Raw genomic sequence first — 25,761 nt, 5'->3', positions numbered from 1 at the left:
GAAGAACATGAAACACAACTTGAAAATCAGTGTTTCAAAAACTCCACAGTCTGGCGGGATTGTTTCCTGTCGTAATGTCACTATAAGGGAGCGTTTCCTTCGTTTCTTACTTGGTGATAAGCAGAAACTGACTATTCTTGTTCCAGGTGACACCGTACAGGAACTCGCCATCAGTGAGATTAAGGAGGGAGGATCAAACCATGAGCAAAATCAAACTACTTCTTGATGTGGTTTCTGATATGCGCTCTTTGGCAGACAGCATACAAGCGGTTGCTGATGCAATGGCGGGCAATGAACCTGTCGAAGTAAAAGAACCGACTACACCTGTTAAAAAACCTGCGCAAAAGAAAAAGGAGATCACTCTGGAGGAAGTTAGAGCAAAACTCGCTGAAAAGAGTCAGTCCGGTCTTACTGCTCAAGTGAGAGAAATCATCAAAAAATACGGTGGCTCTAAATTAAGCGAAGTTGACCCGAAACATTATGCAGATATGTTGAAAGATGCGGAGGTACTAGGTAATGAGTGATCACGCAGTACTTTCCGCATCGGGGTCCCATAGGTGGCTGAATTGCCTTCCATCTGCAAGATTGGAACTAGAATTTGAAAATAACGAATCCAATGCAGCTGCTGAAGGCACCGCCGCCCATGCTCTCTGTGAACATAAACTTAAAAAGGCACTTCACATGAGAAGTAAGCGTCCTGTTTCATCTTATAACACCGATGAGATGGAAGAACACAGCGATGCCTATGTGGAATTTGTAATGGAGCAGTTTGAACTGGCAAAACAAAGCTGTACAGACCCGTTAATACTTATTGAACAGCGTCTTGATTTTTCCTGCTATGTTCCACAGGGATTTGGAACCGGTGACTGCATCATTATTGCCGATAAGAAACTTCACATTATCGATTTCAAGTATGGCATGGGAGTATTGGTGGATGCGGTGGACAATCCACAGATGAAACTGTATGCACTGGGTGCTTTAGAAATTTACGATAGTTTGTACGACATCGAGGAAGTGTCCATGACCATTTTCCAGCCACGCAGAGAGAATGTCAGCACATGGACAATCCGGGTAGAGGATTTAAAAGCTTGGGCAGAAAATGAACTGAAGCCAAAGGCGAAGAAGGCCTATGAAGGCGAAGGTGACTATCTTCCGGGTGAGTGGTGTACTTTCTGCCGAGCGGCTGTTAAATGCCGTGCAAGAGCAGAAGAAAAGCTGAAATTAGCACAGATGGAATTTAAACTGCCACCCCTGCTTACGGATTCTGAAATTGAGGAAGTTCTCTCTAAATTGTCCGATCTTACAAAGTGGGCAAATGAAATCATTGCTTATGCCACGGATGCTGCCGTTAATCACGGGAAAGAATGGCATGGTTTTAAGGTAGTCGAGGGCAGATCAGTTCGGAAATATAAGGACGAAGGGGCTGTGGCTGAAGCGGCCAAGGCAAACGGATATAAGGACATCTACCGTCAGAGTCTCATAACCCTTACAGAAATGCAGAAGCTGATGGGCAAAAAGAAATTTGAGCAAATTCTTGGTGGTCTCATACATAAACCACCGGGCAAGCCAAAGCTAGTTCCAAATTCGGATAAGCGGCCAGCTATGAATATATCAAACGTAAAAAATGAATTTAACGAAATAACGGAGGAATTGGAATATGAATAATCAAAACAGAACTAAGGTTGTTACAAGCGTCAACACACGTCTTAGCTACTTTCACGGCTGGGAGCCCGTATCCATCAATGGCGGAGCGGAAAAGTATAGCGTATCGGTATTGATTCCTAAAACAGATAAGGAAACTATCAGCGCAATCAATTCAGCCGTAGATGCAGCCATTGAAGAGGGCCTTGCAAAGTTTGGTGGTAAAAAGCCTAATAAGGCTGCTATCAAACTGCCACTTCGAGACGGTGACGTAGAACGTGATGACGAGGCTTACAAAGGACATTACTTTGTAAATGCCAACAGCAAGACTCCACCCCAAATAGTAGATAAAGCAGTCAGACCTATATTGGATCGTAACGAGGTTTACAGTGGTTGTTATGCAAGAGTATCCCTGAATTTCTATGCTTTTAACTCTAATGGCAATAAGGGTGTAGCATGTGGACTTGGCAACATCCAGAAGATAAGCGATGGAGAGCCTTTAGGCGGAAGAACCAATGCAGCTGATGACTTCACAACTATTGAAGATGATGATTTTCTAGCATAAGGAATAAATACAAACGGGGTGGTGGAAGTTGTTCTTCTGTCACCTCGTTTGTATTGGAAAGAGGGGGAATTAAATGGATATAGAAGTATGGAGAGATATCCGTGGATACGAGGGAGAATATCAAGTTAGTTCTGAAGGTAGAGTTAAAAGCCTTAAAAGAAAAGTTATGAGCAGAAATTGGTATACTGGGAAGCCTTTCCTTAGAATTGTGCCAGAAAGGATATTAAAACCAGGTCAATATTGTAAAGCTGGTCATCAATCTGTTGTTTTAAGACGTGGTAGCAATAGTGTACCTGTCCACCAATTAGTTATGAAAGCATTCGTAGGAAAGCCACCAGAAGGAACAGAGGTTTTGCATATAAACGGCAATCCACAAGATAATAGGTTATTAAATTTGAGGTATGGAACCCGGACTGATAATATCCTTGATGTTTATCGCCAAGGAAAGAGATGGAGGAAACTGAGTATAGAAGATGTATACGATATTCGTTTTAGGTTGATCTGTGGATTTACTGGAAAAGAGATAGCGGATAAATACAAGGTCTCCCCAACAACTATTAGTCACATAAAAGTTGGGAGGTTATATTCGTGGCTAAAATAAACAGTCTATCTTTAGATTTAGAGACCTATAGTAGTGCCAATCTTCAAAAATGTGGAGTCTACCGTTATGCCGAGAGTGATGATTTTGAAATTCTGTTGTTTGGTTATTCGATTGATGGCGGTGTAGTTCAGGTGGTTGATCTTGCCTGCGGAGAGAAAATCCCAAAAGAAATAATCAATGCCCTTATGGATAATTCCGTTACCAAATGGGCCTTTAATGCTATGTTTGAGCGTGTGTGTCTATCAAAATGGCTTAACCTCTCTGATTATCTTGACCCTACATCCTGGAAATGTTCCATGATATGGTCGGCTTATATGGGACTTCCCCTTTCACTCGAGGGTGTCGGTGCAGTTTTAGGATTGGAAAAACAAAAATTAATAGAAGGCAAAGACCTCATTAAATATTTCTGTACACCATGCTCCCCTACTAAATCAAATGGAGGACGAGTTCGTAATCTGCCGAAACACGACATGGAAAAATGGGAGCGGTTTAAAGCATATAACCTCCGTGATGTGGAAGCCGAGATGTCAATACAGCAGAGACTATCTAAATTCCCGCTTCCAGAGAATATATGGTCAGAATATCATCTTGACCAGAAAATCAATGATCGTGGTATCGCTATTGACATGGCTTTTGTAAAACAAGCCGTCAAGATGGATGAACAGTCGCGGGAAAAGCTAATGGCTTTAATGCAGGATATAACTAATTTGGAGAATCCAAACTCTGTACAACAAATGAAAGAATGGCTTGCTGATAACGGATTGGAAACAGATAGTCTTGGTAAAAAAGCAGTTGCTGAGATGTTAAAGACAGCACCTGAACCACTAGGCACTGTTTTGGAACTTCGTCAGCAGCTTGCAAAATCATCGGTGAAAAAATATACGGCAATGGAGAATGCAGTATGCAAAGATGGTCGTGCAAGAGGAATGTTTCAGTTTTATGGAGCAAATAGAACTGGCAGATTTTCGGGCAGGCTGATTCAACTACAAAATCTCCCCCAAAACCATATGGTCGATTTGGAACAGGCCCGTGCTTTAGTTCGAAGCGGAAACTTTGATGCTCTTACTTTACTCTATGATTCAATCCCAGAGGTACTGTCGGAACTTATCCGTACTGCTTTTATACCGCGAGAAGGTAAGAAGTTCATCGTTGCAGATTTTTCAGCGATTGAGGCTCGCGTCATTGCTTGGCTTGCAGGTGAGAAATGGAGAATAGATGTATTCCAAAAAGGCGGTGACATCTACTGTGCCAGTGCGTCTCAGATGTTTAATGTACCTGTTGAAAAGCATGGTGTGAACGGTCACCTTCGTCAGAAAGGGAAAATAGCCGAACTTGCCCTCGGTTATGGTGGATCTGTTGGAGCATTAAAATCAATGGGTGCTTTGGAGATGGGAATTGAAGAAGAGGAACTTCAGCCCCTTGTAACGGCTTGGAGACAATCCAATCCCAATATCACAAAACTTTGGTGGGATGTTGACCGTGCAATAAAAACTTGTGTTAAGCAAAAAACTCCCACAGCGACACATGGCATTAAATTTATATATCAAAGTGGAATGCTCTTTATTATCCTCCCTTCTGGTAGACGGCTTTCTTATGTGAAACCTCGTATGGGAGAGAATGTGTTCGGCGGTGAATCGGTTACTTACGAAGGGGTCGGTGGGACGAAAAAATGGGAAAGAATCGAAAGCTATGGACCCAAATTTGTAGAGAATATTGTTCAGGCAATTAGTCGTGACATTTTGTGTCATGCCATGCAGACATTAAAGAATTGTTCTATTGTGGCTCATGTACACGATGAGATTATCATCGAGGCGGATATGGGAATGTCACTTTCCGCTATCTGTGAACAGATGGCTAAGACACCAACCTGGGCAAATGGTCTGTTACTCAGTGCTGACGGCTATGAGTGTCAGTTTTATCAAAAAGATTAAATTCATTGGGTATTCGGATTATCGTGTGGAAAGAGGTTGAAATATCTTCAATTTTTTTACAAAGAAAACAAGATAGCACTTATTTTATGATTAGTACGTGCTATCTTGTTTGTTTCACAAATGGCCAGATTGCCAAAGAATATTAATTTATTTTGTTGAAGAAAAGCAAATTTTAGGTTCCTTATGACATTTTTCTAATATAAGTTGTAACATTGCCTAAACAGCAACTACCTTGTGGATTGTTTACTTCACAACCACATCGGTTTTCTTTTATATTTTCGCGAATATGCTCTACAGGATTAGGAGCAAGTCCATTTTCCACATATTGTTTAATTTTTTCCTTTGTCCAATCAAAACAATAACAAATTGGGGTAGTTACTGAGTCATCTTTTTGATGTACAGCTACCTTTATGTCAGATACAATGTACCTTTTATTATTCGTATCAAAATAGACTACTTCACAATCTTCGTTTGAACAAAAATAGTGATTTTCTTTAGAGTTTAATGTTTCTAATGCAGATGGTTTAAGCAATGATTTTAGTGTAATCAACTTTACATTTTTAGCTTTATTTTTACACGATGGACAATTACCATTACTTTCAATTTTTATTTCTTTAACGTTACTACAACAATCTTCCATCATTCTTCCACCTTTACAATTTATTATTTCTGTAAGTATTCTTCTGCTTTCTTTTCTTAATCCATTAAAGTTTCGATAATAGGACATTCATAAATATTTTTGTTTTCAGGACATCTTTCTTTAAGGTCTATCAACATTTGTTCAATTTTTTTAAGATCTTCAATTTTACGCTCGATGTCCTCTAATTTAAGAACAGTAAAATCATATATGTCACGGCACTTTGCTTCGTTGTGATCGACAATCCCTAGCAATTTATCAATTTCATTTAAGGTAAATCCCAATTCCTGCATTCGTTTTATGAAATTCAATCGATCAATCGTTTGTAGGGAATACATTCGGTATCCTTTTTCGGTACGATTAGGCTCTGGAATTAATCCTAAACGCTCATAATATCGAATGGTCTCTTTGTTAACGCTACACTTTTCAGCCAGTTCTCCAATACGGTATTGCATCTATCTCACCTCGTATAAATTATAAACCCTGTACCATAGTACAGGGTCAAGGAAAGTATTTTATATTCTATTATCGTTCTACTTTCTTAAAATAAACTGTCATTTTTCAATAAGCCTTACTCGATAAATCAGGTCCGTTTGTTGAAATAAAAAACTGCTGAATCAATCTTTAAATCCATTTTAGCATATACAAATTTCGCACGATAATCAGAATTCCAAATTAATTTTTCAAAATCCTCAACAATCATTACCTCCTGTGGCTATTAGGTAGAGGGGTTTCCTCTCTGACTATATTGCAGGAGGTAATTCGTATGGACGAATTAGTAAAAATCAACTATGAAAATCAACAACCAACCGTACTCGGTCGTGATTTACATGAAGCCTTGGAAGTAAAGACCGCTTATAAAGACTGGTTTCCAAGAATGTGTGAGTACGGATTTGAGGAAGGATCAGACTTTAGCTCATTTTTGAGCGAAAGTACTGGAGGCAGACCAAGCATTGACCATCAGTTAACAATTGACATGGCAAAAGAGCTGTGCATGATACAGCGTACTCCAAAAGGGAAAGAGTGCCGTCAATACTTTCTTGAAATAGAAAGAAGATGGAATTCCCCAGAAGCAATCATGGCAAGGGCACTTCAGATTGCCAATCAACAGCTAACACAAGTAAGGAAACAAAATAAAGTGCTTGAAGGTACAGTTGCTGTTCAGAATCAGCAAATTGCAGAAATGAAACCGAAAGTCTCTTATTACGATGTGGTTTTAAATTGCAAAGACCTCATTTCCACATCAGCAATCGCCAAAGATTACGGTAAGTCAGCTATTTGGATGAACCGCTATCTTAATAAAAAGGGTATCCAATTTAAACAAGGCGGCATTTGGCTTTTATATCAGAAGTATGCGGAAAAAGGTTACACCAGCACTAAGACTCATAGCTACCTTGGCAGTAACGGGCAACAGCATACAAAGGTCCATACATATTGGACACAAAAAGGCAGACTCTTCATTTACGAACTGATGAAGGCAGACGGTATTTTGCCTCAGATAGAAATGGAGGGTGTGTAATGGGAATCAACAAATTCAATCACGAAGGATACCATGACCCAACTCCCCATGAAGCACTGACCAACATAATGAAAAAGGAAAAGGCAGAGAAAAAATCTGCCTTTAAGCCGCTTGTATATATCTGTTCTCCCTATTCCGGTGATGTAGAAGGAAACATTAAAAAGGCTCGCAGCTTTTGCAGGTTTGCATTAGACCAAAACTGTATTCCGATTGCTCCCCACCTTATGTTTCCGCAGTTTATGGATGATGAAAATCCTGTGGAACGGGAACTTGCCATATTTATGGACATCGTGCTCATGGGCAAATGCTCCGAGGTGTGGGTGCTGGGCAATACCATCTCAACCGGTATGGCGAGGGAAATTGAAGTAGCCAAGAAACGCAGACAAACGGTCAGATATTTTAGTCCGGAGCATGAGGAGGTTGAAAGCTTATGAAAATTGCAGTAGGCAATAGCCGGATGGATAGGAAATGGAAAAACAAAGATATCTCCTGGGAGGATTTTTGCTCCCGTGTAAAGACGACGCAACACACTACGGAAACAGTAGAAGAATATCGGAAACTTAAAAAAGGGCAGCAAGATGATATCAAGGATGTGGGCGGCTTTGTCGGAGGACATTTAAAAGAAGGAAGGCGAAAGAAGGGTAATGTTCTGTGTCGTTCTTTGCTTACCCTCGATATGGATTACGGTAGACCGAATATCTGGGAGCAAATCAGTATGCTTTTCGATTTCAAATGTTGCGTTTACTCCACTCATAAGCACACACCAGAAAATCCAAGACTCAGACTTATCGTTCCCCTTGCTCGTGAGATCAGCGAAGAAGCATATGCAGCTGTTGGACGTATGGTGGCAAAAGAAATTGGTATTGATCTTTTCGATGATACGACATATGAAGCTCATCGCCTTATGTATTGGCCATCCACTTCCTCTAACGGTGAATTTGTCTACGAAGAGCAGGATGGAGCATTACTTGACCCGGATATTTATCTTGCAAAATATGAAAACTGGCGAGATACGTCAACTTGGCCAGTATCAAGCAGGCAGTCTGAAGTTATAAATCGCAGTCTTAAAGAGCAAGCGGACCCGCTTTTAAAGGAAGGTGTTGTAGGAACATTCTGCCGTGCCTATCCCGTACGTGAAGCAATTGAGAAATTCTTAGGTGCAGTTTATGCACCTTCTACTATGGAAGGGCGATACGATTATATTCCAGCTGATAGTAGTGCCGGTGTGATTATCTATGATGATAAATTCGCATACAGCCACCATGCTACAGACCCAGCAAGTGGATTACTCCTCAATGCTTTTGATCTCGTTCGTATTCATAAATTCGGTTCTTTAGATGATAAAGCTTCTACCACTACAGTTCCTGGTAAGATGCCGTCTTTTGTGGCAATGTGCGAGTTTGCTATAAAAGATGAAAGAGTAAAAGTTGAGTTTTCTAAGGAAAGACAGGCACAGGCTGAAGAGGAGTTTAGTGATGAGGATTGGCAGACAGCTTTGGAATTGGATAAGCAAGGTCGGATAAAAGACACATTGGATAACATTGTCTTGATTATTCGGCATGATGAGGAATTACAACATATCGCTTTCAATTGCCACCGTGATGGGATCGATGCCAAAGGTGGCCTGCCTTGGGAACAAATCAAGGTGGGTTGGAATGATTCAGATAATGCACTTCTTAAAGTGTATTTAAGTAGCAAATACGGGGTCTATTCACCTACCAAGACCAAGGATGCTGTGTTAGCGGTAGCGGCTGAACGAGCCTACCATCCTGTTAAGGAGTACCTGGACTCCCTGCCAAAATGGGATGGAATTAGTCGAGTAGATAATCTACTAATTGATTATTTCGGTGCAACAGATAATTCCTATACAAAAGCAGTTATCCGCAAAACGATGGTTGCAGCGGTAGCCCGCATTTATAGACCAGGCACAAAGTTTGATAGTGTCCTTATCTTAAACGGTCCTCAAGGTATCGGTAAGTCAACCTTCTTTGCAAAACTTGCTGGAGATTGGTTTTCAGATAGTTTGACCATTACGGACATGAAAGATAAATCCGGAGCTGAGAAACTTCAGGGATATTGGTTATTGGAACTGGGTGAGCTTGCTGGTATGCGTAAGACGGATGTGGAAATTGTGAAGTCCTTTATTTCGAGGGCGGATGATAAATACCGTGCCAGTTATGGAGTCAACGTGGAAAGCCATCCCCGTCAATGCGTGATTGTAGGTTCTACCAATGCCGAAAGCGGATTTCTTCGGGATATTACGGGTAACCGTAGATTTTGGCCAGTCCGCATTAGCGGCAACAGTAAAAAGAAAGCTTGGCAGATGACTAAAGAGGAAGTACAGCAGATTTGGGCAGAGGCACTAGTTCTTTATGAGAAAGGAGAAAAACTCTACCTTGAAGGTGATGATGTATCCATGGCAACTAGTGAACAGGCAGATGCCATGGAAACAGATGAACGAGAAGGACTAGTTCGTACTTACTTGGATACGCTCTTGCCGGATGATTGGGACACTATGTCTTTATACGAGCGTAGAAATTTCCTCGGCGGTAGCGAATTTGGCGGCGGCACCCGTGTTGGAACAGTAAAAAGAACCCTTGTCTGCAATATGGAGATTTGGTGTGAATGTTTTGGAAAAGATGCATCCTCAATGAGAACATCTGATTCTTATGCCATCGGTGCCATTATGAGAAAGATCAGTGGGTGGAACAAGTACACCGGGAACAAGAACGGAACAATCAATTTTCCTATCTATGGAAAGCAACGAGCTTATTCCCGAACCGAGGAACAAAGCTAGTTGTACCTTACCTTGTTCTCATACTGGTTCTTTCCCTAAAGTTAGTAATGATAAGGAAAATCAACGGTTCGGAACAAGTGGAACAAGAAGTATCCTATTTATTTATAAATAGTAAAAAGAAGTAATAGTAGCCTGTGCATACACGTATACACGCGCGTATAGGAAAATTGGGTCAAAGTTGTTTTCTTGTTCCGAGCCTTTTTATATGGGAGGTATTTATGCTTGAAAAATATATCGAAAAGAAACTGGTGGCTGAGGTAAAAAAGATAGGAGGCATTGCGGCGAAGTTTGTTAGTCCGGGTTTAGATGGGATGCCAGACCGCCTAGTGCTTTTACCGCATGGAAAGATGGCTTTTGTGGAATTAAAGGCTCCCAGAAAGAAACCTCGTCCGTTACAGATTAGAAGAATAAGGCAATTACAGAAGTTAGGCTTTACTTGCTATGTCATTGACGATGTTGAGCAGATTGGAGGGATACTGAGTGAAATACAATCCTCATAAATATCAGACCTATGCAACGAACTTCATTCTAGATCATCCCATTGCTGCGGTGTTTCTAGAAATGGGTCTTGGCAAAAGTGTCATTACTCTAACGGCTATATTTGATTTATGTCTTGATAGTTTTGAAATTGGAAAGGTTCTGGTCATTGCTCCACTTCGGGTAGCAAGGGATACTTGGCCAGCTGAGATAAATAAGTGGGAGCATTTAAAAGGGCTGGAGTTTTCGGTAGCGATTGGAACAGAGCAGGAGCGATTGGCGGCTCTTAGAAAACCTGCAAGTGTCTACCTTATAAATAGAGAAAATGTGGACTGGTTAGTAAACAAAAGTGGCATCCCTTTTGACTATGACATGGTGGTAATCGATGAGCTATCATCCTTTAAATCCTATGGTGCAAAAAGATTTAAAAGTTTACTAAAAGTAAGGCCGAGGGCAAAACGGATCGTGGGTCTTACGGGTACACCCTCCAGTAATGGGTTAATGGATTTGTGGGCAGAGTTTCGTATTCTCGACATGGGTAAAAGACTCGGCAGATACATAACTCACTACCGCAATTCCTTTTTTACACCGGATAAACGTAATCAGCAAATCGTATTTTCATATAAACCATTGCCAGGTGCTGAAGATGCCATATATCGGCTCATTTCGGATATCACCATTTCCATGAAATCAGTCGATTTTCTGAAAATGCCAGAGTGCGTTATCAATGAAGTGCCCGTGTATCTGAATGACAAAGAACAATCCGTATATGATCACTTTCGTGAAGAGATGGTTCTTGAATTTGCTGATGAAGAAATAGATGCCATGAATGCAGCAGTCCTTTCTGGCAAACTCCTGCAAATGGCAAATGGTGCTATCTATGATGATGATAAAAACTCTCATATTATCCACGACCGCAAGCTAGATGCTCTTGAGGATTTAATTGAAGGTGCTAACGGAAAACCTGTGCTTATTGCCTATTGGTATAATCATGATTTAGAGCGTATTAAGACAAGATTCAATGTCAGAGAAATTAAGACTTCCAAGGATATCAAGGATTGGAACAACGGCGATATTTCTGTAGCGGTTATCCATCCTGCATCTGCGGGACACGGCCTTAACTTACAAAGTGGTGGTTCAACGCTTATCTGGTTTGGACTTACTTGGAGTCTGGAACTCTATCAGCAAACAAACGCGAGACTTTGGAGACAAGGTCAAAATGAAACCGTAGTTATCCATCACATTATTACAAAAGGCACGATTGATGAAGATGTGATGAGGGCCTTGAAACGAAAGGAAAAGACACAATCCGATCTTATCAATGCGGTCAAAGCAAATCTTGGGAAAGCGAGGGGTGTTGTATGATGGATGCATTTGAAAAGCTGGCAAATGCCATTATTCTACAGGCGGTCAAAGATTATCGTTTTGCTCTGAAAAGACTAGCAAAACACCCTCGCAATGATTCTGCTTTATATACAAAACGTGAGGTTGAGTGCTTCTTTCATTCTGGATTGTTCAATGTCCTCACCTCCCTAAACCCTGACATGTTAATTCAACAGCTACAAGAGGAGGTGGTGCGATGATGACGGCTAAGGAATTCCTAAAACAGGCCTATCGTCTGAATGAATTGATTAATTCCGACCTTGAAGAGTTACAAAACTTAAGGGAACTATCAAGAAGTGTTTCATCCCCCGTTCTTGAGGAAAAAGTCAGTCGAACCAAGTGTACTGACCCACCCTTTGAAAAGTATGTGATTAGAATAGTAGATTTGGAGCAACAGATACAACATGAGGTTGAACGATTAATAAAGCTGAAGTCAGATATCCGTGAAGCGATTAACCAGATGGAAAACGTGGATGAGAAGCTACTCCTTCGCTACCGATACATTAACTTTCTTAACTGGGAAGAAATCTGTGTCAACCTTAATGTTTCTATGAGAACCGTGCATAGACTTCATTCATCCGCTTTGCAACACTTAAAGGTTCCCAAATAAAAGTTGGCACACTTTGGCACAGTTTGGCATACGATGACACTGTTTGTCCGCAGTGAAAGTTATATAATGGTAGTATGGAATATTAGTAAACGGAAGCCTTCACGGGAGCATTTCTCCTGCGAGGGCTTTTTCTATGGGCAAAAGGAGGTGCAAGTATGCCAAAGAAACCTAAGCGACCGTGCTCTTACCCCGGTTGCCCAGAGCTGACTGACAAGCGCTTTTGTGAAGAGCATAGCAAGAAGGAAGCTGCACGGTATGAGAAGTATCAGCGTGATCCAGCAACCCGTAAACGTTATGGTCGTGCTTGGAAAAGGATACGTGACCGCTACATTGCGGCTCATCCTCTTTGTGAGGAATGTAAAAGAGAAGGAAAGCTGACCCCAGCGGCTGAAGTGCATCACATTCTTCCTCTTGCAAGAGGAGGAACTCACGATAGAAGCAATCTGATGGCTCTTTGTACTCCTTGCCACTCTGCAATCACAGCAAGAGATGGAGACCGTTGGGGAACCCGGTAGGGGGAGTCAAATCTCTACAGCTTTTCATTTGTGTAACGGGCGTGGGGCAACGCGTGAAAATTCGCGGTTTCAAACAGGGTAATAGACCCATCAACGAAAAGAGGTGAGTGAATGGCCAAAGATGGAACAAATCGTGGCGGTGCCCGTATAGGCTCTGGTCAAAAAAAGAAACCACTTGCTGATAAAATTGCACAGGGAAATCCAGGTAAGAGAAAGCTTGAAGTCGTTGAGTTCCAAAATACCGCTGACCTGAAGGGGCAGGAAATGCCAAAGCCAAGGGCCATGCTCTCAGCGGTGCAAAAGGACGGGAAAACCCTAGTAGCCAGCGAGATTTATGAAATTACTTGGAAATGGCTTGAGGAGCGAGGCTGTGCCCATTTGGTGCTCCCACAGCTTCTAGAACGATATGCCATGAGTGCGGCCAGATGGATACAGTGTGAGGAGGCGGTAACTGAGTTTGGCTTTCTTGCCAAGCATCCAACTACCGGCAATGCTATTCAAAGTCCATATGTAGCTATGAGTCAGAACTTTATGAGTCAGACAAACAGATTGTGGATGGAGATTTATCAAATCGTTAAAGAGAATTGTGCTACAGAGTATTCTGGTTTAAACCCACAGGACGATGTGATGGAGCGACTGCTATCTGCCCGCAGAGGAAAATAAAGATGAGGAGATATATAATGAGTAAAAGATATTTAACAGCTGAAAGTGTATGTGCTGGACATCCTGATAAACTATGCGACATCATAGCAGATAGCATTTTAGAAGCATGTTTACGTAAAGACAAAGCATCACGTGTCGCTTGTGAGGTAATGGCAACCAAAGGGAAAATTATCGTGGCGGGCGAAATCTCCTGCAGCGAGAAAATAGACATCCGATACATTGTTAGGAATGTCCTTAAAGAGGTTGGATACAACCCTCTTAAATTCTTGATTTATGTATTTGTACACAAACAAAGTGTAGATATTGCAACTGGTGTGGATACTGCACTGGAAGTAAGAAATGGGATAAACGAACAGTATGGTTCGATAGGTGCTGGAGACCAAGGAACTGTGTATGGCTATGCTACAAAGGAAACAGGAGAAATGCTTCCCCTACCCCTTGTACTATCTCACAGGATTGTAAAGAGACTGGATGATTGCCGAAAAGGGAAACTGATAAAAGGTATCCACCCAGATGGTAAAGCGCAGGTGACGGTGGAATATGAAGGGGACACTCCAGTGAGAATAAAGACGATTGTGATTTCTGTGCAGCATGATAAGAATAAAACACAGGAAGAACTTAAGGCAGATCTTCTTAACAATGTCTTATGGCAATGCTTTGAGGATTTCCCTTTTGATGATGAAACAGAACTTCTCGTCAATCCATCTGGTCAGTTTGTTCTTGGTGGTCCCGCTGCCGATACAGGCTTAACTGGTAGAAAAATTATGGTTGATACCTATGGAGGACTTGCATCCCATGGAGGTGGCGCACTTAGTGGTAAAGACCCCACCAAAGTTGACCGAAGCGGTGCCTATATGGCTCGGTACATTGCAAAGCATATCGTCTGGTGTGGATATGCAAAGAGATGTGAAGTTAGTATATCCTATGCCATTGGTAAGGCAAATCCTGTAGCCTTTTATGTAAATACCCTTGGCACAGGTATTGTTTCTGACGAAATATTAACTCTTGCTGCACAGGAGATTTTCAACTTAAGACCTGCGGCAATCATAGAGAAGTTGCGTCTAAGGAATGTGATTTACTCTGATACAGCTGTTTATGGTCACTTTAATAGTTGTCTATTCCCGTGGGAGGATGTAAATAAGTACAGTGAATTTAGAAGGGCGGTGGAAAAGTATGTTGATAGAGAAGATAAAAACTAAACAACTCATCCCCGCTGATTATAACCCAAGGAAGGATTTAAAACCGGGTGATCCGGAATATGAGAAACTAAAACGCTCCCTTGAGGAGTTTGGATATGTAGAACCCGTAATATGGAATAAGACCACAGGCAGAGTCATCGGAGGTCATCAGCGTTTGAAAATCCTGCTGAGTATGGGCATGGATGAGATAGAATGCGTAGTTGTTGAAATGGATGAGCAAAAGGAGAAGGCGCTGAACATTGCACTAAATAAAATAAGTGGTGATTGGGATAAAGACAAATTAGCACTTCTCATCACGGACTTAAATGCTTCAGACTTTGATGTGTCTTTGACAGGTTTTGACCCAGGAGAGTTGGACGATCTTTTCAAGGATTCCCTTAAGGATAATATAAAAGAAGATGATTTCGATGTAGACAGCGAGCTGAAAAAGCCCGCTGTTTCGCATTTAGGGGATGTTTGGCTACTTGGGCAGCATCGATTAGTCTGCGGAGACAGTACAAAGAAAGACACCTTTGATGTCTTGATGGATGGGAAAACTGCTAATTTGGTAGTTACGGACCCTCCATATAACGTTAACTATGAAGGCACCGCTGGAAAAATCAAAAATGACAATATGGCTAACGAAGCGTTCTACGATTTCCTGCTTGCAGCATTTCAGAACACCGAAGCAGCGATGGTAAAGGACGCTTCTATTTATGTATTCCATGCGGATACCGAAGGACTCAATTTTAGAAGAGCATTCTCTGATGCGGGGTTTTATCTTTCCGGTACTTGTATATGGAAAAAGCAGTCCCTTGTTCTCGGTCGCTCCCCTTATCAGTGGCAGCATGAGCCTATTCTCTTTGGGTGGAAAAAGAAAGGTAAGCATAACTGGTATTCCGATAGAAAGCAGACCACCATCTGGGAATTTGAGAAACCGAAGAAAAACAGTGATCATCCTACGATGAAGCCAGTTGCACTTGTGGCCTACCCTATTTTGAATTCAAGCCTTTCTAATTGTATCGTGCTTGATCCTTTTGGTGGTTCAGGAAGCACACTGATTGCCTGTGAGCAGACAGATAGAATCTGTTACACCATTGAACTGGATGAAAAGTACTGCGATGTCATCGTGAAAAGGTATATTGAGCAAGTCGGAAATTCTGATGGTGTGTTTCTTTTAAGAGATGGTTCGAAATTCCGATATTGTGATTTGCCAGTGGTGAGTGAAGATGAGTAAATTGACACTTGGCTCCCTATTTGATGGCAGTGGTGGTTTTCCTTTAGGTGGTTTGCTTTGTGGCATTGAGCCTTTATGGGCATCTGAAATTGAGCCGTTTCCTATACGGGTTACGACCAAACGCATCCCTCAGATGAAGCATAATGGGGATATCAACAAATTGAATGGTGCGGAGCTTCCGCCTGTAGATATTATAACCTTTGGCTCTCCCTGCACGGATATGAGTGTGGCGGGTAAAAGAGCTGGTCTGGATGGAGAGCAATCCGTCCTTTTTTATGAAGCAATCCGAATTATCAAGGAAATGAGGTGTAAGACCAATGGACAATATCCAAGGTATGCAGTATGGGAAAATGTCCCCGGCGCATTCTCATCAAATAAAGGAGAAGACTTCAAGGCAGTCCTCGAAACGGTCATCAGCGTCAAAGAGCCGAACACCTCGGTGCCTTTTCCTGAAAAAAGACGATGGCCTTACGCAGACATCTATATGGGAGACAGATGGAGTGTGGCTTACCGAACTATCGATGCGCAATATTTCGGAGTCCCCCAACGTCGTCGTAGAATCTACCTTGTCGCAGATTTTGCAGACAAATGTGCCGGAGAAATACTATTTGAGTCCGAAGGCATGCCAAGGAATTTTACGCCGGGCGGCAGCCCGTGGCAAAGAACTGCCGACAATGCTAAAAACTGCACTGGAAAAACAGGCGATAGCATAACTTGCCTAAATGACCAAGGCGGAAGAGTGATGTCTGTTTCTAAAGATATTACTGCAACGCTTCGTGCAGAGGAACATGGACATCAGCCTTGCATAATGCAGTCAAGTGGATTTTGTACCGAACACAGCGCCAAGAGTAGAAGTGTTGGTTATGAGGAAGAACGCTCACCTACCCTTAGAGCAGGTGTTGTTCCAGGTACAGTCATGTCCTTTGAACCGGGCGCTGCTTCTCGAGTTGGTGGTCATACTGACGAAAACTTAAGTGGATCACTTCGTGCAAACATGGGAGATAATCAAACGGCAGTTGTAATAGAAAATCATCCAACTGATAGCCGTGTGAAACTTTCCGAGGATAATAAAGTACAGACGCTGACCTCTCGGATGGGAACTGGTGGAGGGAATGTCCCCCTTGTTATGAACACTCCTAAAACGTTAAAAATCCGCTCCGGCTGTGAAGGCGGTGGTAAGGGTGCATTGATACAAGATGATAAGTCTGCAACTCTTGGATGCAATAATGATCAAACCGTTTTTGTGCCTACCGCATATGGCATCTGCTCTGATAAAAGCAATTCCATGCAGTCTAGCAATCCGCATAGCGGTATATATGAAGCGGATACTTCTCGAACCATTGATGCCAATGGAGGAAATCCAGGATGTAATCAAGGTGGTATTGCAGTGGTTGCTCTTCAAGGCTCGATGATTGGAAGAGAGGATAAAAACGGTCCCCAAGGAAGCGGTATAGATGAAGAGGTTTCTTTTACACTTAATACCGCTGATCGTCATGCTGTTGCCTATGCCATGACTACCGGAGCCTATGCACAGGTTGAAGAAGATAAAGCACCTACTCTATTGTCGAGAGATTATAAGGATGCTCCTGTTGTGACTCAGCCTTCTTACGGTATTGATCGGGCGGCTTTTAATCAAGGACAGAACGCTCTTTATAAACCGACTATAGATGAAGAACAGCAACCTACGCTTACAGCAAAAGGTCCTGGAGCAGTGGCACAACCAGCATCATTTTATCCTCAGATGAAAGCTGAAAGTCAATGCTACAGACAGGACGGTACATCAAATACGATTATCAATGGCACCAATCCAGGCTATCAAAATGGATTGGTTGAACTGGACTATATTGTTCGAAGGCTTACACCAACGGAATGTGCAAGATTGCAAGGCTTCCCCGATGATTGGTGTGATGACCTTGGTACGGAAAATCCTACAGAAGATGAAATTTCATTCTGGACGGAGGTTTGGGAAACCCACCGCAAAATTATAGGTAAAAGTAAAAAGCCAAAAACAAGAAATCAGATTATAAAATGGCTTAACAATCCTCATTCTGATTCAGCTGAATACAAAATGTGGGGTAATGGTGTAGCACTTCCATGCGTTTGTTTTGTGCTGACTGGCATTGTGTTATCTACACAAAATACCGCCGATTAATGGAAACGTATTTTCTACAGAAAGATGCTCTAAATGACTTGATAATAACAGCTTTTAGAGTGATATATGTACGTACCGAAAGTAGAAAGGCGGTATGAAAATGCAGATTAACTATAATGTTACAGGACCAAAAAGAAAAGCACTGGTTAACGCAATCAGCCAAGAACTAAATGCCCCTGTAAAATATCTCGGAGCACCTACATTTGCATATGAGGTGGCAGACTACAATGTTAACAAAAACGGAGTTCTAAGTGGACCAGACAATAAGGAACTGGTCGATGATCTATTGAGATTTCACGATCTCAAAGCAATTTCAGAAGAATTTGACACACCACTTCCGAAAGCAGAAGTAAATGAAAGGGAAGAATCTATCAATCTGATAATTCAAATGCCACGGGCGGATTTTACCGACACGGCAATCGAGAACCTAAAAGGATTAGTAGAAAGTAAAGCTACTCTTATAAAGAAAGCACTTGATACGGACTCCATTCCCATCATTGAAGATGAGGAATATGTCACCTTCCCTTGGTTTCAAGGTAAGTGCGCCTCAGAGGAGGTTAAGGCATACACCCATTTTGTCACGGCACTTTGCGAAATGGCGAAAAAACAGACCCGTGTCAATTCCACCGAGAAATCAGTAGAGAATGAAAAGTACGCTTTCCGTTGCTTCCTGCTAAGGCTTGGTTTTATAGGACCAGAATATAAGATGGGACGAAAGATTCTCCTCTCGAGGCTTTCAGGTAGCTCCGCTTTCAAAAGCGGAACGTTCAAGCAGGAGGTGAGTGAACAATGAATATCATTCACCCTGAAATGTTAAAGCAACTAAGAAGCTATTACACTCCAGGAACTCGTGTCATGCTACTTAAAATGAACGACCCTTATACCAAACTTCAAACTGGATCTAAAGGTACGGTTACTAGTGTTGACGACATAGGAACGATTCATGTCAGTTGGGATTCCGGTGGCTCTCTTGGAGTGGCCTTTGGTGAGGATTTATGCAAGAAAATCGAAGAGTAAAACATACACAATTTAAGCCAATTGTGGCAGTAAATATGTAGATTTATATTGTAGTATTGTTTTCGAAGGAGTCAACTAATGAATGAAATAATCAAGGAACAAATCCTTTCCATCCGAGAAAGTGGAGTCACAAATATGTTTGATGTGAACCGAGTCCAGTATGAAGCAAATGAACGAGGGTTTTATGAATTGGTAGTTTATATAATAGACCATAAAGCGGAATATGCTCATTTCATACTGACGGGGGAAGTGGATGAAAATAAGTAAATAAAATTAAACTAGGATAAGAAGAAGGGCTTCATCTATAGGATTGAGGCTCTTTTCTTTTGTCCTTTTTCATAAAGGGGCGGTGTTTATGCGGAAACTGAAGAAATATAAGCCGACCGCCTTTATAGCTGATGGTTCATATTACGATGAGGATGCTGCTGATTACGCTGTAGCTTTTATCGAAGCACTCTCCCATACGAAAGGTTTATGGGCAGGTAAGCCTTTTGAACTTATCGATTGGCAGGAGCAAATAATCCGTGATTTATTCGGAATTTTAAAGCCAGATGGATATCGGCAGTTTAACACTGCTTATGTAGAGATACCTAAAAAGATGGGAAAAAGCGAGCTTGCCGCAGCAATTGCGCTTCTCCTCACTTGCGGTGATGGTGAAGAACGGGCAGAGGTGTACGGTTGTGCCGCTGACCGCCAGCAGGCATCAATTGTATTTGAAGTAGCAGCCGATATGGTGCGGATGTGTCCAGCGCTGAATAAACGAGTAAAGTTGCTTGCTTCAACTAAGCGATTGGTGTACCTGCCGACCAACAGCTTCTATCAGGTATTGTCGGCTGAAGCCTACTCCAAACACGGCTTCAATATACATGGTGTTGTTTTTGATGAACTTCATACTCAGCCAAATCGGAAACTATTTGATGTTATGACGAAAGGATCTGGGGATGCAAGGACCCAACCGCTGTATTTTCTTATCACCACTGCGGGGACGGATACTCAGAGTATCTGCTACGAAACACACCAAAAAGCGGTTGATATTATTGAGGGCAGAAAATACGATCCTACCTTTTATCCCGTAATCTATGGTGCCAAAGAAGAGGATGATTGGACAGATCCAAAAGTGTGGAAGAAAGCAAATCCAAGCTTGGGAATTACGGTGGGGATTGACAAGGTAAGGGCTGCTTGTGAAAGTGCAAAGCAGAACCCAGCTGAGGAAAATAGCTTCCGGCAATTGCGCTTGAATCAATGGGTTAAACAGTCTGTCCGTTGGATGCCAATGGCAAAATGGGATGCCTGTGCATTTCCAGTTATTCCAGAAAGTCTTGAAGGGCGGGTATGTTATGGAGGTCTTGACCTATCTTCTACAACAGACATTACAGCCTTTGTGTTGGTGTTTCCACCGGAGGATGAAACAGATAAATACGTTGTTCTTCCGTATTTTTGGATGCCAGAGGACAACATTGACCTCCGAGTCCGAAGAGACCATGTGCAATACGATCTTTGGGAGAAGCAAGGGTATATTCTAACTACAGAAGGCAATGTAGTACATTACGGCTACATTGAGCGGTTTATTGAGGAACTTGGAGAAAAGTATAACATTCGAGAAATTGCTTTTGACCGTTGGGGAGCTGTTCAAATGGTTCAGAACCTTGAAGGATTAGGCTTTACTGTCGTTCCTTTCGGTCAAGGCTTTAAAGATATGTCACCACCAACCAAAGAACTGATGAAATTGACATTAGAAGAAAGAATAGCGCACGGTGGGCATCCAGTACTTCGTTGGATGATGGACAACATCTTTATAAAAACTGATCCGGCGGGCAACGTGAAGCCGGATAAAGAAAAAAGTACAGAAAAAATAGATGGCGCGGTGGCAACTATCATGGCACTTGATCGTGCTATTCGTTGTGGCTCAGGTAATAGTGGAGATTCGGTGTATGACGAGCGAGGTTTGATTGTCTTTTAAACCTTAATGGTTAGCACAATGTTTATATTCGGAGGTGATGCCTATGAATCTAATAAAAGGACTGTTTCGTTCAAGAGACAAACCGCAAAATCGTGTGGGTAGTGCGTTCTCCTTCCTGTTTGGCGGTACGTCATCTGGCAAAATGGTTAATGAACGTACTGCAATGCAGGCAACAGCAGTGTATGCCTGCGTAAGGATATTAGCTGAAGCGATTGCCGGACTGCCACTTCATGTATATAGATATCGTTCTGATGGAGGTAAAGAAAGGATTCCTTTCCATCCGCTGTATTACCTTCTTCATGATGAACCAAATCCAGAGATGACTTCATTCGTGTTTCGAGAAACACTGATGAGTCATCTTTTACTTTGGGGAAATGCCTATGCACAGGTGGTCAGAAACGGTCGTGGGCAGGCAGTTGCACTTTATCCCCTACTTCCTAACAAGATGGAAGTTAGTCGAGCAACAAACGGAGAGCTGGTCTATACCTACTATCGTGATACTGATGAAAGTGGCCTAAACCCAAAAGGTGGCTATGTCACACTCCGTAAAGATGAAGTTCTACACATACCTGGCTTAGGTTTTGATGGACTCATTGGCTATAGCCCAATCGCTATGGCGAAAAATGCAATCGGTATGTCACTTGCTACTGAAGAGTACGGTGCGGCATTCTTTGCCAATGGTGCTAATCCCGGAGGTGTGCTGGAACACCCAGGAGTAATCAAAGATATACAGAGGGTCAAGGATAGTTGGAATAGTGCCTACCAAGGCACAGGCAATGCTCACAAAATTGCTGTGTTGGAAGAGGGCATGAAGTTCCAAGCCATTGGTATCCCGCCTGAACAGGCACAATTCCTAGAAACACGGAAATTCCAAATTAATGAGATTGCGAGGATTTTCCGAGTACCGCCCCATATGGTGGGAGATTTAGAGAAATCCAGTTTCTCCAATATTGAGCAGCAGTCTTTGGAGTTTGTAAAATACACCCTCGATCCTTGGGTGGTGCGATGGGAACAAAGTCTCCAGCAATCGCTTATTTTGCCTTCTGAGAAAACTTCACTGTTTATCAAGTTCAATTTGGACGGTCTGCTTCGTGGTGATTACCAAAGTCGTATGAATGGCTACGCTACAGGTCGTCAAAATGGCTGGATGTCAGCCAACGATATCCGTGAACTGGAGGACATGAACAGAATACCGGCTGAGGAAGGCGGCGATTTATATCTGGTTAACGGAAATATGACAAAACTGGCTGACGCAGGTGCGTTTGCCAAAACCGAAGGAGGTCAGTAAATGAGGAAGTTTTGGAACTGGGTGCGAGATTCTGATGAAGAACGTACCCTCTATTTAAATGGAGTGATATCCGAAGAAACGTGGTGGGGCGATGAGGTCACACCTAAGATTTTTAAAGATGAATTGCTGGCAGGCACCGGCGATATTACGGTGTGGATTAATTCCCCTGGTGGTGATGTGTTCGCAGCAGCCCAGATTTATAACATGCTGATGGAGTATACCGGAAAAGTCAATGTAAAGATTGATGGGCTTGCGGCAAGTGCGGCATCCGTTATTGCAATGGCTGGTGGAGATGTATATATGTCCCCTGTTTCCATGCTGATGATCCATAACCCATCAACGATTGCTATCGGTGACAGTGAGGAAATGTTGCGGGCAAAGGCTCTATTGGATGAGGTCAAGGAAAGCATTATTAATGCCTATGAGTTAAAAACGGGTCTTTCCCGAACAAAGCTCTCCCATCTGATGGACGCAGAATCATGGATGAATGCGAATAAAGCCATTGAACTTGGTTTTGCAGACAAGATCATGTTCATGGAAAGTGAAACACCAGATTTGACGGATAGTCTTATCTTTAGCAGGATGGCGGTTACTAACTCGCTTATCAGCAAACTGCCAAAACAACCAAAACAGAAAACAGGTACACCCATTGAGTCGCTGGATAAGCGGCTTTCTTTAATTTTGCACTAATTTAAAGGAGGAAATAACAATGAGTAAAATTCTTGAATTGCGTGAGAAACGCGCTAAAGCTTGGGACGCAGCAAAGGCATTCCTTGATTCAAAACGTGGCGGTGACGGACTGTTATCCGCTGAGGACACGACAACCTATGAAAAAATGGAAGCAGACGTGGTGGCTCTTGGCAGGGAAATTGAGCGTTTGGAACGTCAAGCAACTATTGACTTGGAACTGTCGAAAGCAATCAGTAACCCAATTACGAACGAACCTACTAGAACTGGAGAGGAAAAGACTGGTCGTGCAAGTGCTGAATACAAAAAAGCTTTCTGGAACGCTATGCGTGACAATGTCAGCTATGAAGTAAGAAACGCTCTAAAGATTGGCACCGATTCTGAAGGCGGATTCCTTGTGCCAGATGAGTTTGAGCGTAATTTAGTAGAAGCTCTAGAGGAAGAAAATATTTTCCGTAGGTTGGCCAATGTAATCACTACATCTTCTGGTGACCGTAAGATTCCTGTTGTTGCAAGCAAAGGCACAGCTAGCTGGATAGATGAAGAAGGAGCCATTCCAGAAAGTGATGACAGCTTCGGTCAAGTATCGATTGGTGCTTATAAACTAGCAACGATGATTAAAGTCTCTGAGGAACTGCTAAATGATTCCGTGTTTAATCTCGAAAGCTATATCACGAGAGAATTCGCACGTCGTATTGGTAACAAGGAGGAGGAAGCCTTCTTTGTAGGTGACGGTACAGGAAAGCCAACAGGCATTCTTAATGCGACAGGAGGCGGCCAAGTTGGTGTTACTGCGGCAAGTGCCACTGCCATCACTTTGGATGAGGTATTAGATTTATTCTACAGCTTAAAAGCACCTTATCGTAATAAGGCAGTATTCGTAATGAACGATGCCACAATAAAGGCTATTCGTAAATTGAAAGACGGTAATGGGCAATACCTATGGCAACCTTCCATCCAGGCAGGAACACCTGATATGATCCTTAACCGTCCGCTGTACACCTCAGCATATGTACCTACTATTGAAGCAGGTGCAAAGACTGTGGTATTCGGTGATTTTAGTTATTACTGGGTGGCAGACCGTCAAGGACGAGTATTCAAACGCTTAAATGAACTCTATGCTGTCACAGGTCAAGTAGGATTTATTGCGACTCAACGAGTTGACGGAAAGCTTATCTTACCGGAGGCCGTTAAGGTACTCCAACAGAAAGCCTAACGGAGGTGCTTTATGAGTTATAACACGAAGAACTATACCGAACAAGGCGGAGAAAAAACTGTTATCGGTGGCGTTTTAGAAATTAAAGAGGGGGCCTCGGTTACGGGGCTTCCTGTTCTTGAAAATCAGGCAGACAGCATAGCTACCGATGTTGCTGGATTAGTTACGGACTTCAATTCTCTGCTCGCCAAACTAAAGGCAGCGGGGCTTATGGAGACTGACTAAGGTGGAATGTAAAGGAGGTTGGTAGTATGGCAGTGGCAGATAATCTCTTGCCTAAAGTTAAAGCGAACTTAATTTTAACGCATGATCAGGATGATTCCCTCCTTATTGGATTTATCACTGCTGCAGTTTCATATGCACAGAGCTATCAGCATGTTCCTGAAAACTATTATGAAACCCATGCCATGCCTCCAACAACAGAACAGGCAGTGATTATGTTGTCGAGTCATTTCTATGAAAGCAGGGATGGCTCGACGGCAGGTTTCTTTGCAGATAGTGTACAGGCGGGGCAACAAGTATGGAACACAGTGAACTTACTTTTACGACTTGACCGAGAGTGGGGTGTTTAGTATGAGTTTTGGAAAGATGAACACCTTCATCGATATCATCTGTACGGTACCAATAAAGGATGAGGAAGGCTTCGCCACAAAAGGTGACAACATACTCGCTAGTGTACTTGCTTATAAGGAAGATCGGCATGGCAGTGAACGGTGGACGAATATGGCATCATTTTCATCTGCAACTTCCCTATTCAGGTTCAGGAAAATCTTCGGACTTAAGGTGACGAATGAAATGGTCATCGTCTGTGATGATGGAAGATATCAGATTTTAAGTGTTGAGGATGTAAGAAATCGAGGAATGTATGTCGAGGTTTTAGCTGAAAAGCTAGAACCAACTGTGAGGTGATGGATATGGCAAAAGCGAATATAAAGATGCCAGAAGAATTCCTTTTAAAGGTATCTCGATTAGCTGACCAGACCGATGTGATTCTTCCTAAGGTTTTGGAAGTTGGCGGTGAAGTGGTGCTGGATAAAGTTAAAGGAAATCTAAGTAAGGTGGTTGGCAAGGGCACGAAATATCCATCTGAAAGTACGGGCGAGCTGCTATCTTCATTAGGACTCTCGAGTGCAAAGCAGGATAGAAACGGTAACTTCAATGTAAAAGTTGGCTTTGCTGAGCCGCGATCTGACGGTGAGAGCAATGCTAAACTTGCCAGCATCATCGAATATGGCAAACATGGTCAGCCTGCAAAACCCTTCCTAAAGCCTGCGAGGAATACATCCAGGAAACCTTGCATCAACGCAATGGTCGCCAAGCTGGAGGAGGAGATCGAGAAAATATGAATATTTTAGAGGAATTGAATACCCTTGTTTCCACTATACCGCTTCCCGTGGAAACCGGGGTTTTTTCAGGTTTGGCACCAGATGAGTATGTCGTGATTCTCCCTCTTTCGGATATTTTTGAAGTTCATGCTGATAACCGTCCAGGCTTTGATGTGCAGGAAGCGAGGATATCACTGTTCTCTAAAAATAACTATCTAAGGCGGAAAAGACAGCTCACAACTTCTTTAATAAATGCAGAGTTTACTGTGACAGAACGAAGATATATCGGTCACGAGGATGATACTGGATATCATCATTACGCCATCGATGTGGCTAAAAACTATAGATTGGAGGAATAACAC

At 42.4% G+C, this 25,761-nt stretch carries 32 protein-coding genes; 30 read left to right on the top strand and 2 right to left on the bottom strand.

Annotated elements, in window-relative coordinates; genetic code table 11:
- Nucleotides 1–7: 7 nt before the first annotated feature.
- From QY97_RS07645 to QY97_RS07620, 6 genes are all read left to right on the top strand, one after another.
- A complete protein-coding gene (locus QY97_RS07645; RefSeq protein ID WP_039236594.1) occupies nucleotides 8–226 on the top strand; it encodes a hypothetical protein in 219 nt (72 codons plus the stop codon).
- Nucleotides 201–524 (top strand): rRNA biogenesis protein rrp5, encoded by a 324-nt coding sequence (locus QY97_RS07640; RefSeq protein WP_039236591.1) that lies wholly within the window; start codon nucleotides 201–203, stop codon nucleotides 522–524. Before QY97_RS07645 ends, QY97_RS07640 begins: the two co-directional genes overlap by 26 nt.
- Entirely contained in the window at nucleotides 517–1,665 is a 1,149-nt protein-coding gene (locus QY97_RS07635; RefSeq protein ID WP_039236590.1) for a DUF2800 domain-containing protein, read from the top strand. Before QY97_RS07640 ends, QY97_RS07635 begins: the two co-directional genes overlap by 8 nt.
- On the top strand, nucleotides 1,658–2,206 hold the full coding sequence (locus QY97_RS07630; RefSeq protein ID WP_039236587.1) for a DUF2815 family protein: 549 nt from the start codon (nucleotides 1,658–1,660) through the stop codon (nucleotides 2,204–2,206). The genes QY97_RS07635 and QY97_RS07630 overlap by 8 nt, the downstream gene beginning before the upstream one ends.
- Before the next feature lie 73 nt (nucleotides 2,207–2,279).
- Entirely contained in the window at nucleotides 2,280–2,807 is a 528-nt protein-coding gene (locus QY97_RS07625) for an NUMOD4 motif-containing HNH endonuclease (RefSeq protein WP_039236584.1), read from the top strand.
- Complete coding sequence (locus tag QY97_RS07620; RefSeq protein WP_039236653.1) at nucleotides 2,804–4,738, top strand: DNA polymerase; 1,935 nt, start codon at nucleotides 2,804–2,806, stop codon at nucleotides 4,736–4,738. The genes QY97_RS07625 and QY97_RS07620 overlap by 4 nt, the downstream gene beginning before the upstream one ends.
- 181 nt (nucleotides 4,739–4,919) lie before the next feature.
- On the opposite strand, the gene QY97_RS07615 is transcribed toward QY97_RS07620, so the two are convergent.
- Both QY97_RS07615 and merR1 read right to left on the bottom strand, forming a co-directional pair.
- Complete coding sequence (locus tag QY97_RS07615) at nucleotides 4,920–5,378, bottom strand: putative iron-sulfur cluster-binding metallochaperone (RefSeq protein ID WP_039236581.1); 459 nt, start codon at nucleotides 5,376–5,378, stop codon at nucleotides 4,920–4,922.
- Nucleotides 5,379–5,434: 56 nt separating this feature from the next.
- Nucleotides 5,435–5,830 carry a mercury resistance transcriptional regulator MerR1 gene (merR1, locus tag QY97_RS07610; RefSeq protein WP_039236578.1) on the bottom strand — a complete coding sequence of 132 codons (396 nt, stop codon included), beginning with the start codon at nucleotides 5,828–5,830 and terminating at the stop codon, nucleotides 5,435–5,437.
- Between the two features lie 311 nt (nucleotides 5,831–6,141).
- On the opposite strand from merR1, the gene QY97_RS07605 reads away from it, so the two are divergent.
- From QY97_RS07605 to QY97_RS07490, 24 genes are all read left to right on the top strand, one after another.
- Complete coding sequence (locus QY97_RS07605) at nucleotides 6,142–6,894, top strand: phage antirepressor KilAC domain-containing protein (RefSeq protein WP_039236574.1); 753 nt, start codon at nucleotides 6,142–6,144, stop codon at nucleotides 6,892–6,894.
- A complete protein-coding gene (locus QY97_RS07600; protein ID WP_039236572.1) occupies nucleotides 6,894–7,328 on the top strand; it encodes a DUF7768 domain-containing protein in 435 nt (144 codons plus the stop codon). Before QY97_RS07605 ends, QY97_RS07600 begins: the two co-directional genes overlap by 1 nt.
- Nucleotides 7,325–9,691 (top strand): virulence-associated E family protein, encoded by a 2,367-nt coding sequence (locus QY97_RS07595; RefSeq protein WP_039236569.1) that lies wholly within the window; start codon nucleotides 7,325–7,327, stop codon nucleotides 9,689–9,691. The genes QY97_RS07600 and QY97_RS07595 overlap by 4 nt, the downstream gene beginning before the upstream one ends.
- 218 nt (nucleotides 9,692–9,909) lie before the next feature.
- Nucleotides 9,910–10,191, top strand: a complete 282-nt coding sequence (locus QY97_RS07590) for a VRR-NUC domain-containing protein (protein WP_039236566.1) — start codon at nucleotides 9,910–9,912, stop codon at nucleotides 10,189–10,191.
- Nucleotides 10,172–11,533, top strand: a complete 1,362-nt coding sequence (locus tag QY97_RS07585) for a DEAD/DEAH box helicase (protein ID WP_039236563.1) — start codon at nucleotides 10,172–10,174, stop codon at nucleotides 11,531–11,533. The genes QY97_RS07590 and QY97_RS07585 overlap by 20 nt, the downstream gene beginning before the upstream one ends.
- Nucleotides 11,533–11,751 (top strand): hypothetical protein, encoded by a 219-nt coding sequence (locus tag QY97_RS07580; protein WP_019155136.1) that lies wholly within the window; start codon nucleotides 11,533–11,535, stop codon nucleotides 11,749–11,751. Before QY97_RS07585 ends, QY97_RS07580 begins: the two co-directional genes overlap by 1 nt.
- Complete coding sequence (locus QY97_RS07575) at nucleotides 11,748–12,161, top strand: DUF1492 domain-containing protein (protein ID WP_039236555.1); 414 nt, start codon at nucleotides 11,748–11,750, stop codon at nucleotides 12,159–12,161. Before QY97_RS07580 ends, QY97_RS07575 begins: the two co-directional genes overlap by 4 nt.
- A 155-nt stretch (nucleotides 12,162–12,316) precedes the next feature.
- Complete coding sequence (locus QY97_RS07570; RefSeq protein ID WP_039236553.1) at nucleotides 12,317–12,676, top strand: HNH endonuclease; 360 nt, start codon at nucleotides 12,317–12,319, stop codon at nucleotides 12,674–12,676.
- 111 nt (nucleotides 12,677–12,787) lie between these two features.
- Nucleotides 12,788–13,339: a P27 family phage terminase small subunit gene (locus QY97_RS07565; RefSeq protein ID WP_039236549.1), complete on the top strand. Its 552-nt coding sequence runs from the start codon at nucleotides 12,788–12,790 to the stop codon at nucleotides 13,337–13,339.
- A gap of 17 nt (nucleotides 13,340–13,356) precedes the next feature.
- Complete coding sequence (metK, locus tag QY97_RS07560) at nucleotides 13,357–14,538, top strand: methionine adenosyltransferase (RefSeq protein ID WP_148090322.1); 1,182 nt, start codon at nucleotides 13,357–13,359, stop codon at nucleotides 14,536–14,538.
- Nucleotides 14,513–15,754 (top strand): site-specific DNA-methyltransferase, encoded by a 1,242-nt coding sequence (locus tag QY97_RS07555; RefSeq protein WP_039236542.1) that lies wholly within the window; start codon nucleotides 14,513–14,515, stop codon nucleotides 15,752–15,754. The genes metK and QY97_RS07555 overlap by 26 nt, the downstream gene beginning before the upstream one ends.
- Nucleotides 15,747–17,906 carry a DNA cytosine methyltransferase gene (locus QY97_RS07550; protein WP_039236539.1) on the top strand — a complete coding sequence of 720 codons (2,160 nt, stop codon included), beginning with the start codon at nucleotides 15,747–15,749 and terminating at the stop codon, nucleotides 17,904–17,906. Before QY97_RS07555 ends, QY97_RS07550 begins: the two co-directional genes overlap by 8 nt.
- Before the next feature lie 100 nt (nucleotides 17,907–18,006).
- Entirely contained in the window at nucleotides 18,007–18,699 is a 693-nt protein-coding gene (locus tag QY97_RS07545; RefSeq protein ID WP_001166740.1) for a hypothetical protein, read from the top strand.
- Entirely contained in the window at nucleotides 18,696–18,923 is a 228-nt protein-coding gene (locus tag QY97_RS07540) for a DUF4314 domain-containing protein (protein ID WP_028988120.1), read from the top strand. The genes QY97_RS07545 and QY97_RS07540 overlap by 4 nt, the downstream gene beginning before the upstream one ends.
- Before the next feature lie 78 nt (nucleotides 18,924–19,001).
- The gene (locus QY97_RS07535) at nucleotides 19,002–19,190 is read left to right on the top strand and encodes a DUF5049 domain-containing protein (RefSeq protein ID WP_001002418.1); all 189 of its coding nucleotides are present in this window, start codon (nucleotides 19,002–19,004) and stop codon (nucleotides 19,188–19,190) included.
- An 88-nt stretch (nucleotides 19,191–19,278) separates the two neighbouring features.
- Complete coding sequence (locus tag QY97_RS07530; RefSeq protein WP_039236532.1) at nucleotides 19,279–20,883, top strand: terminase large subunit; 1,605 nt, start codon at nucleotides 19,279–19,281, stop codon at nucleotides 20,881–20,883.
- A 43-nt stretch (nucleotides 20,884–20,926) separates the two neighbouring features.
- A complete protein-coding gene (locus QY97_RS07525; RefSeq protein WP_001048933.1) occupies nucleotides 20,927–22,171 on the top strand; it encodes a phage portal protein in 1,245 nt (414 codons plus the stop codon).
- The gene (locus tag QY97_RS07520; RefSeq protein WP_039236527.1) at nucleotides 22,172–22,861 is read left to right on the top strand and encodes a head maturation protease, ClpP-related; all 690 of its coding nucleotides are present in this window, start codon (nucleotides 22,172–22,174) and stop codon (nucleotides 22,859–22,861) included.
- Between the two features lie 19 nt (nucleotides 22,862–22,880).
- Nucleotides 22,881–24,074 (top strand): phage major capsid protein, encoded by a 1,194-nt coding sequence (locus QY97_RS07515; protein WP_039236524.1) that lies wholly within the window; start codon nucleotides 22,881–22,883, stop codon nucleotides 24,072–24,074.
- A 12-nt stretch (nucleotides 24,075–24,086) separates the two neighbouring features.
- Nucleotides 24,087–24,299: a head fiber protein gene (locus QY97_RS07510; RefSeq protein ID WP_039236521.1), complete on the top strand. Its 213-nt coding sequence runs from the start codon at nucleotides 24,087–24,089 to the stop codon at nucleotides 24,297–24,299.
- A gap of 26 nt (nucleotides 24,300–24,325) precedes the next feature.
- Entirely contained in the window at nucleotides 24,326–24,646 is a 321-nt protein-coding gene (locus QY97_RS07505; RefSeq protein ID WP_039236518.1) for a head-tail connector protein, read from the top strand.
- 1 nt (nucleotide 24,647) lies between these two features.
- The gene (locus QY97_RS07500; protein WP_039236515.1) at nucleotides 24,648–24,983 is read left to right on the top strand and encodes a head-tail adaptor protein; all 336 of its coding nucleotides are present in this window, start codon (nucleotides 24,648–24,650) and stop codon (nucleotides 24,981–24,983) included.
- A gap of 5 nt (nucleotides 24,984–24,988) precedes the next feature.
- Nucleotides 24,989–25,420: an HK97-gp10 family putative phage morphogenesis protein gene (locus QY97_RS07495; protein WP_039236512.1), complete on the top strand. Its 432-nt coding sequence runs from the start codon at nucleotides 24,989–24,991 to the stop codon at nucleotides 25,418–25,420.
- Nucleotides 25,417–25,758 carry a hypothetical protein gene (locus QY97_RS07490; protein ID WP_039236509.1) on the top strand — a complete coding sequence of 114 codons (342 nt, stop codon included), beginning with the start codon at nucleotides 25,417–25,419 and terminating at the stop codon, nucleotides 25,756–25,758. Before QY97_RS07495 ends, QY97_RS07490 begins: the two co-directional genes overlap by 4 nt.
- The last annotated feature ends 3 nt before the right edge of the window (nucleotides 25,759–25,761 follow it).

Origin of the sequence: Bacillus thermotolerans, assembly GCF_000812025.2 — a bacterium.
GTDB lineage: Bacteria > Bacillota > Bacilli > Bacillales > Domibacillaceae > Quasibacillus > Quasibacillus thermotolerans.
This window is presented reverse-complemented; position numbering and strand designations above follow the sequence as displayed.

Bases quoted from the DNA above. Each gene is read 5' to 3' on its own strand.
- QY97_RS07595 (WP_039236569.1), top strand. From the start codon at position 7,325: ATGAAAATTGCAGTAGGCAATAGCCGGATGGATAGGAAATGGAAAAAC.
- QY97_RS07565 (WP_039236549.1), top strand. From the start codon at position 12,788: ATGGCCAAAGATGGAACAAATCGTGGCGGTGCCCGTATAGGCTCTGGT.
- QY97_RS07640 (WP_039236591.1), top strand. From the start codon at position 201: ATGAGCAAAATCAAACTACTTCTTGATGTGGTTTCTGATATGCGCTCT.
- QY97_RS07555 (WP_039236542.1), top strand. From the start codon at position 14,513: ATGTTGATAGAGAAGATAAAAACTAAACAACTCATCCCCGCTGATTAT.
- merR1 (WP_039236578.1), bottom strand. From the start codon at position 5,830: ATGCAATACCGTATTGGAGAACTGGCTGAAAAGTGTAGCGTTAACAAA.
- QY97_RS07635 (WP_039236590.1), top strand. From the start codon at position 517: ATGAGTGATCACGCAGTACTTTCCGCATCGGGGTCCCATAGGTGGCTG.
- QY97_RS07500 (WP_039236515.1), top strand. From the start codon at position 24,648: ATGAGTTTTGGAAAGATGAACACCTTCATCGATATCATCTGTACGGTA.
- QY97_RS07580 (WP_019155136.1), top strand. From the start codon at position 11,533: ATGGATGCATTTGAAAAGCTGGCAAATGCCATTATTCTACAGGCGGTC.
- QY97_RS07505 (WP_039236518.1), top strand. From the start codon at position 24,326: ATGGCAGTGGCAGATAATCTCTTGCCTAAAGTTAAAGCGAACTTAATT.
- QY97_RS07600 (WP_039236572.1), top strand. From the start codon at position 6,894: ATGGGAATCAACAAATTCAATCACGAAGGATACCATGACCCAACTCCC.
- QY97_RS07520 (WP_039236527.1), top strand. From the start codon at position 22,172: ATGAGGAAGTTTTGGAACTGGGTGCGAGATTCTGATGAAGAACGTACC.
- QY97_RS07510 (WP_039236521.1), top strand. From the start codon at position 24,087: ATGAGTTATAACACGAAGAACTATACCGAACAAGGCGGAGAAAAAACT.
- QY97_RS07605 (WP_039236574.1), top strand. From the start codon at position 6,142: ATGGACGAATTAGTAAAAATCAACTATGAAAATCAACAACCAACCGTA.
- QY97_RS07615 (WP_039236581.1), bottom strand. From the start codon at position 5,378: ATGGAAGATTGTTGTAGTAACGTTAAAGAAATAAAAATTGAAAGTAAT.
- QY97_RS07515 (WP_039236524.1), top strand. From the start codon at position 22,881: ATGAGTAAAATTCTTGAATTGCGTGAGAAACGCGCTAAAGCTTGGGAC.
- QY97_RS07575 (WP_039236555.1), top strand. From the start codon at position 11,748: ATGATGACGGCTAAGGAATTCCTAAAACAGGCCTATCGTCTGAATGAA.
- QY97_RS07525 (WP_001048933.1), top strand. From the start codon at position 20,927: ATGAATCTAATAAAAGGACTGTTTCGTTCAAGAGACAAACCGCAAAAT.
- QY97_RS07590 (WP_039236566.1), top strand. From the start codon at position 9,910: ATGCTTGAAAAATATATCGAAAAGAAACTGGTGGCTGAGGTAAAAAAG.
- QY97_RS07645 (WP_039236594.1), top strand. From the start codon at position 8: ATGAAACACAACTTGAAAATCAGTGTTTCAAAAACTCCACAGTCTGGC.
- QY97_RS07540 (WP_028988120.1), top strand. From the start codon at position 18,696: ATGAATATCATTCACCCTGAAATGTTAAAGCAACTAAGAAGCTATTAC.
- metK (WP_148090322.1), top strand. From the start codon at position 13,357: ATGAGTAAAAGATATTTAACAGCTGAAAGTGTATGTGCTGGACATCCT.
- QY97_RS07625 (WP_039236584.1), top strand. From the start codon at position 2,280: ATGGATATAGAAGTATGGAGAGATATCCGTGGATACGAGGGAGAATAT.
- QY97_RS07530 (WP_039236532.1), top strand. From the start codon at position 19,279: ATGCGGAAACTGAAGAAATATAAGCCGACCGCCTTTATAGCTGATGGT.
- QY97_RS07630 (WP_039236587.1), top strand. From the start codon at position 1,658: ATGAATAATCAAAACAGAACTAAGGTTGTTACAAGCGTCAACACACGT.
- QY97_RS07570 (WP_039236553.1), top strand. From the start codon at position 12,317: ATGCCAAAGAAACCTAAGCGACCGTGCTCTTACCCCGGTTGCCCAGAG.
- QY97_RS07545 (WP_001166740.1), top strand. From the start codon at position 18,007: ATGCAGATTAACTATAATGTTACAGGACCAAAAAGAAAAGCACTGGTT.
- QY97_RS07490 (WP_039236509.1), top strand. From the start codon at position 25,417: ATGAATATTTTAGAGGAATTGAATACCCTTGTTTCCACTATACCGCTT.
- QY97_RS07535 (WP_001002418.1), top strand. From the start codon at position 19,002: ATGAATGAAATAATCAAGGAACAAATCCTTTCCATCCGAGAAAGTGGA.
- QY97_RS07495 (WP_039236512.1), top strand. From the start codon at position 24,989: ATGGCAAAAGCGAATATAAAGATGCCAGAAGAATTCCTTTTAAAGGTA.
- QY97_RS07550 (WP_039236539.1), top strand. From the start codon at position 15,747: ATGAGTAAATTGACACTTGGCTCCCTATTTGATGGCAGTGGTGGTTTT.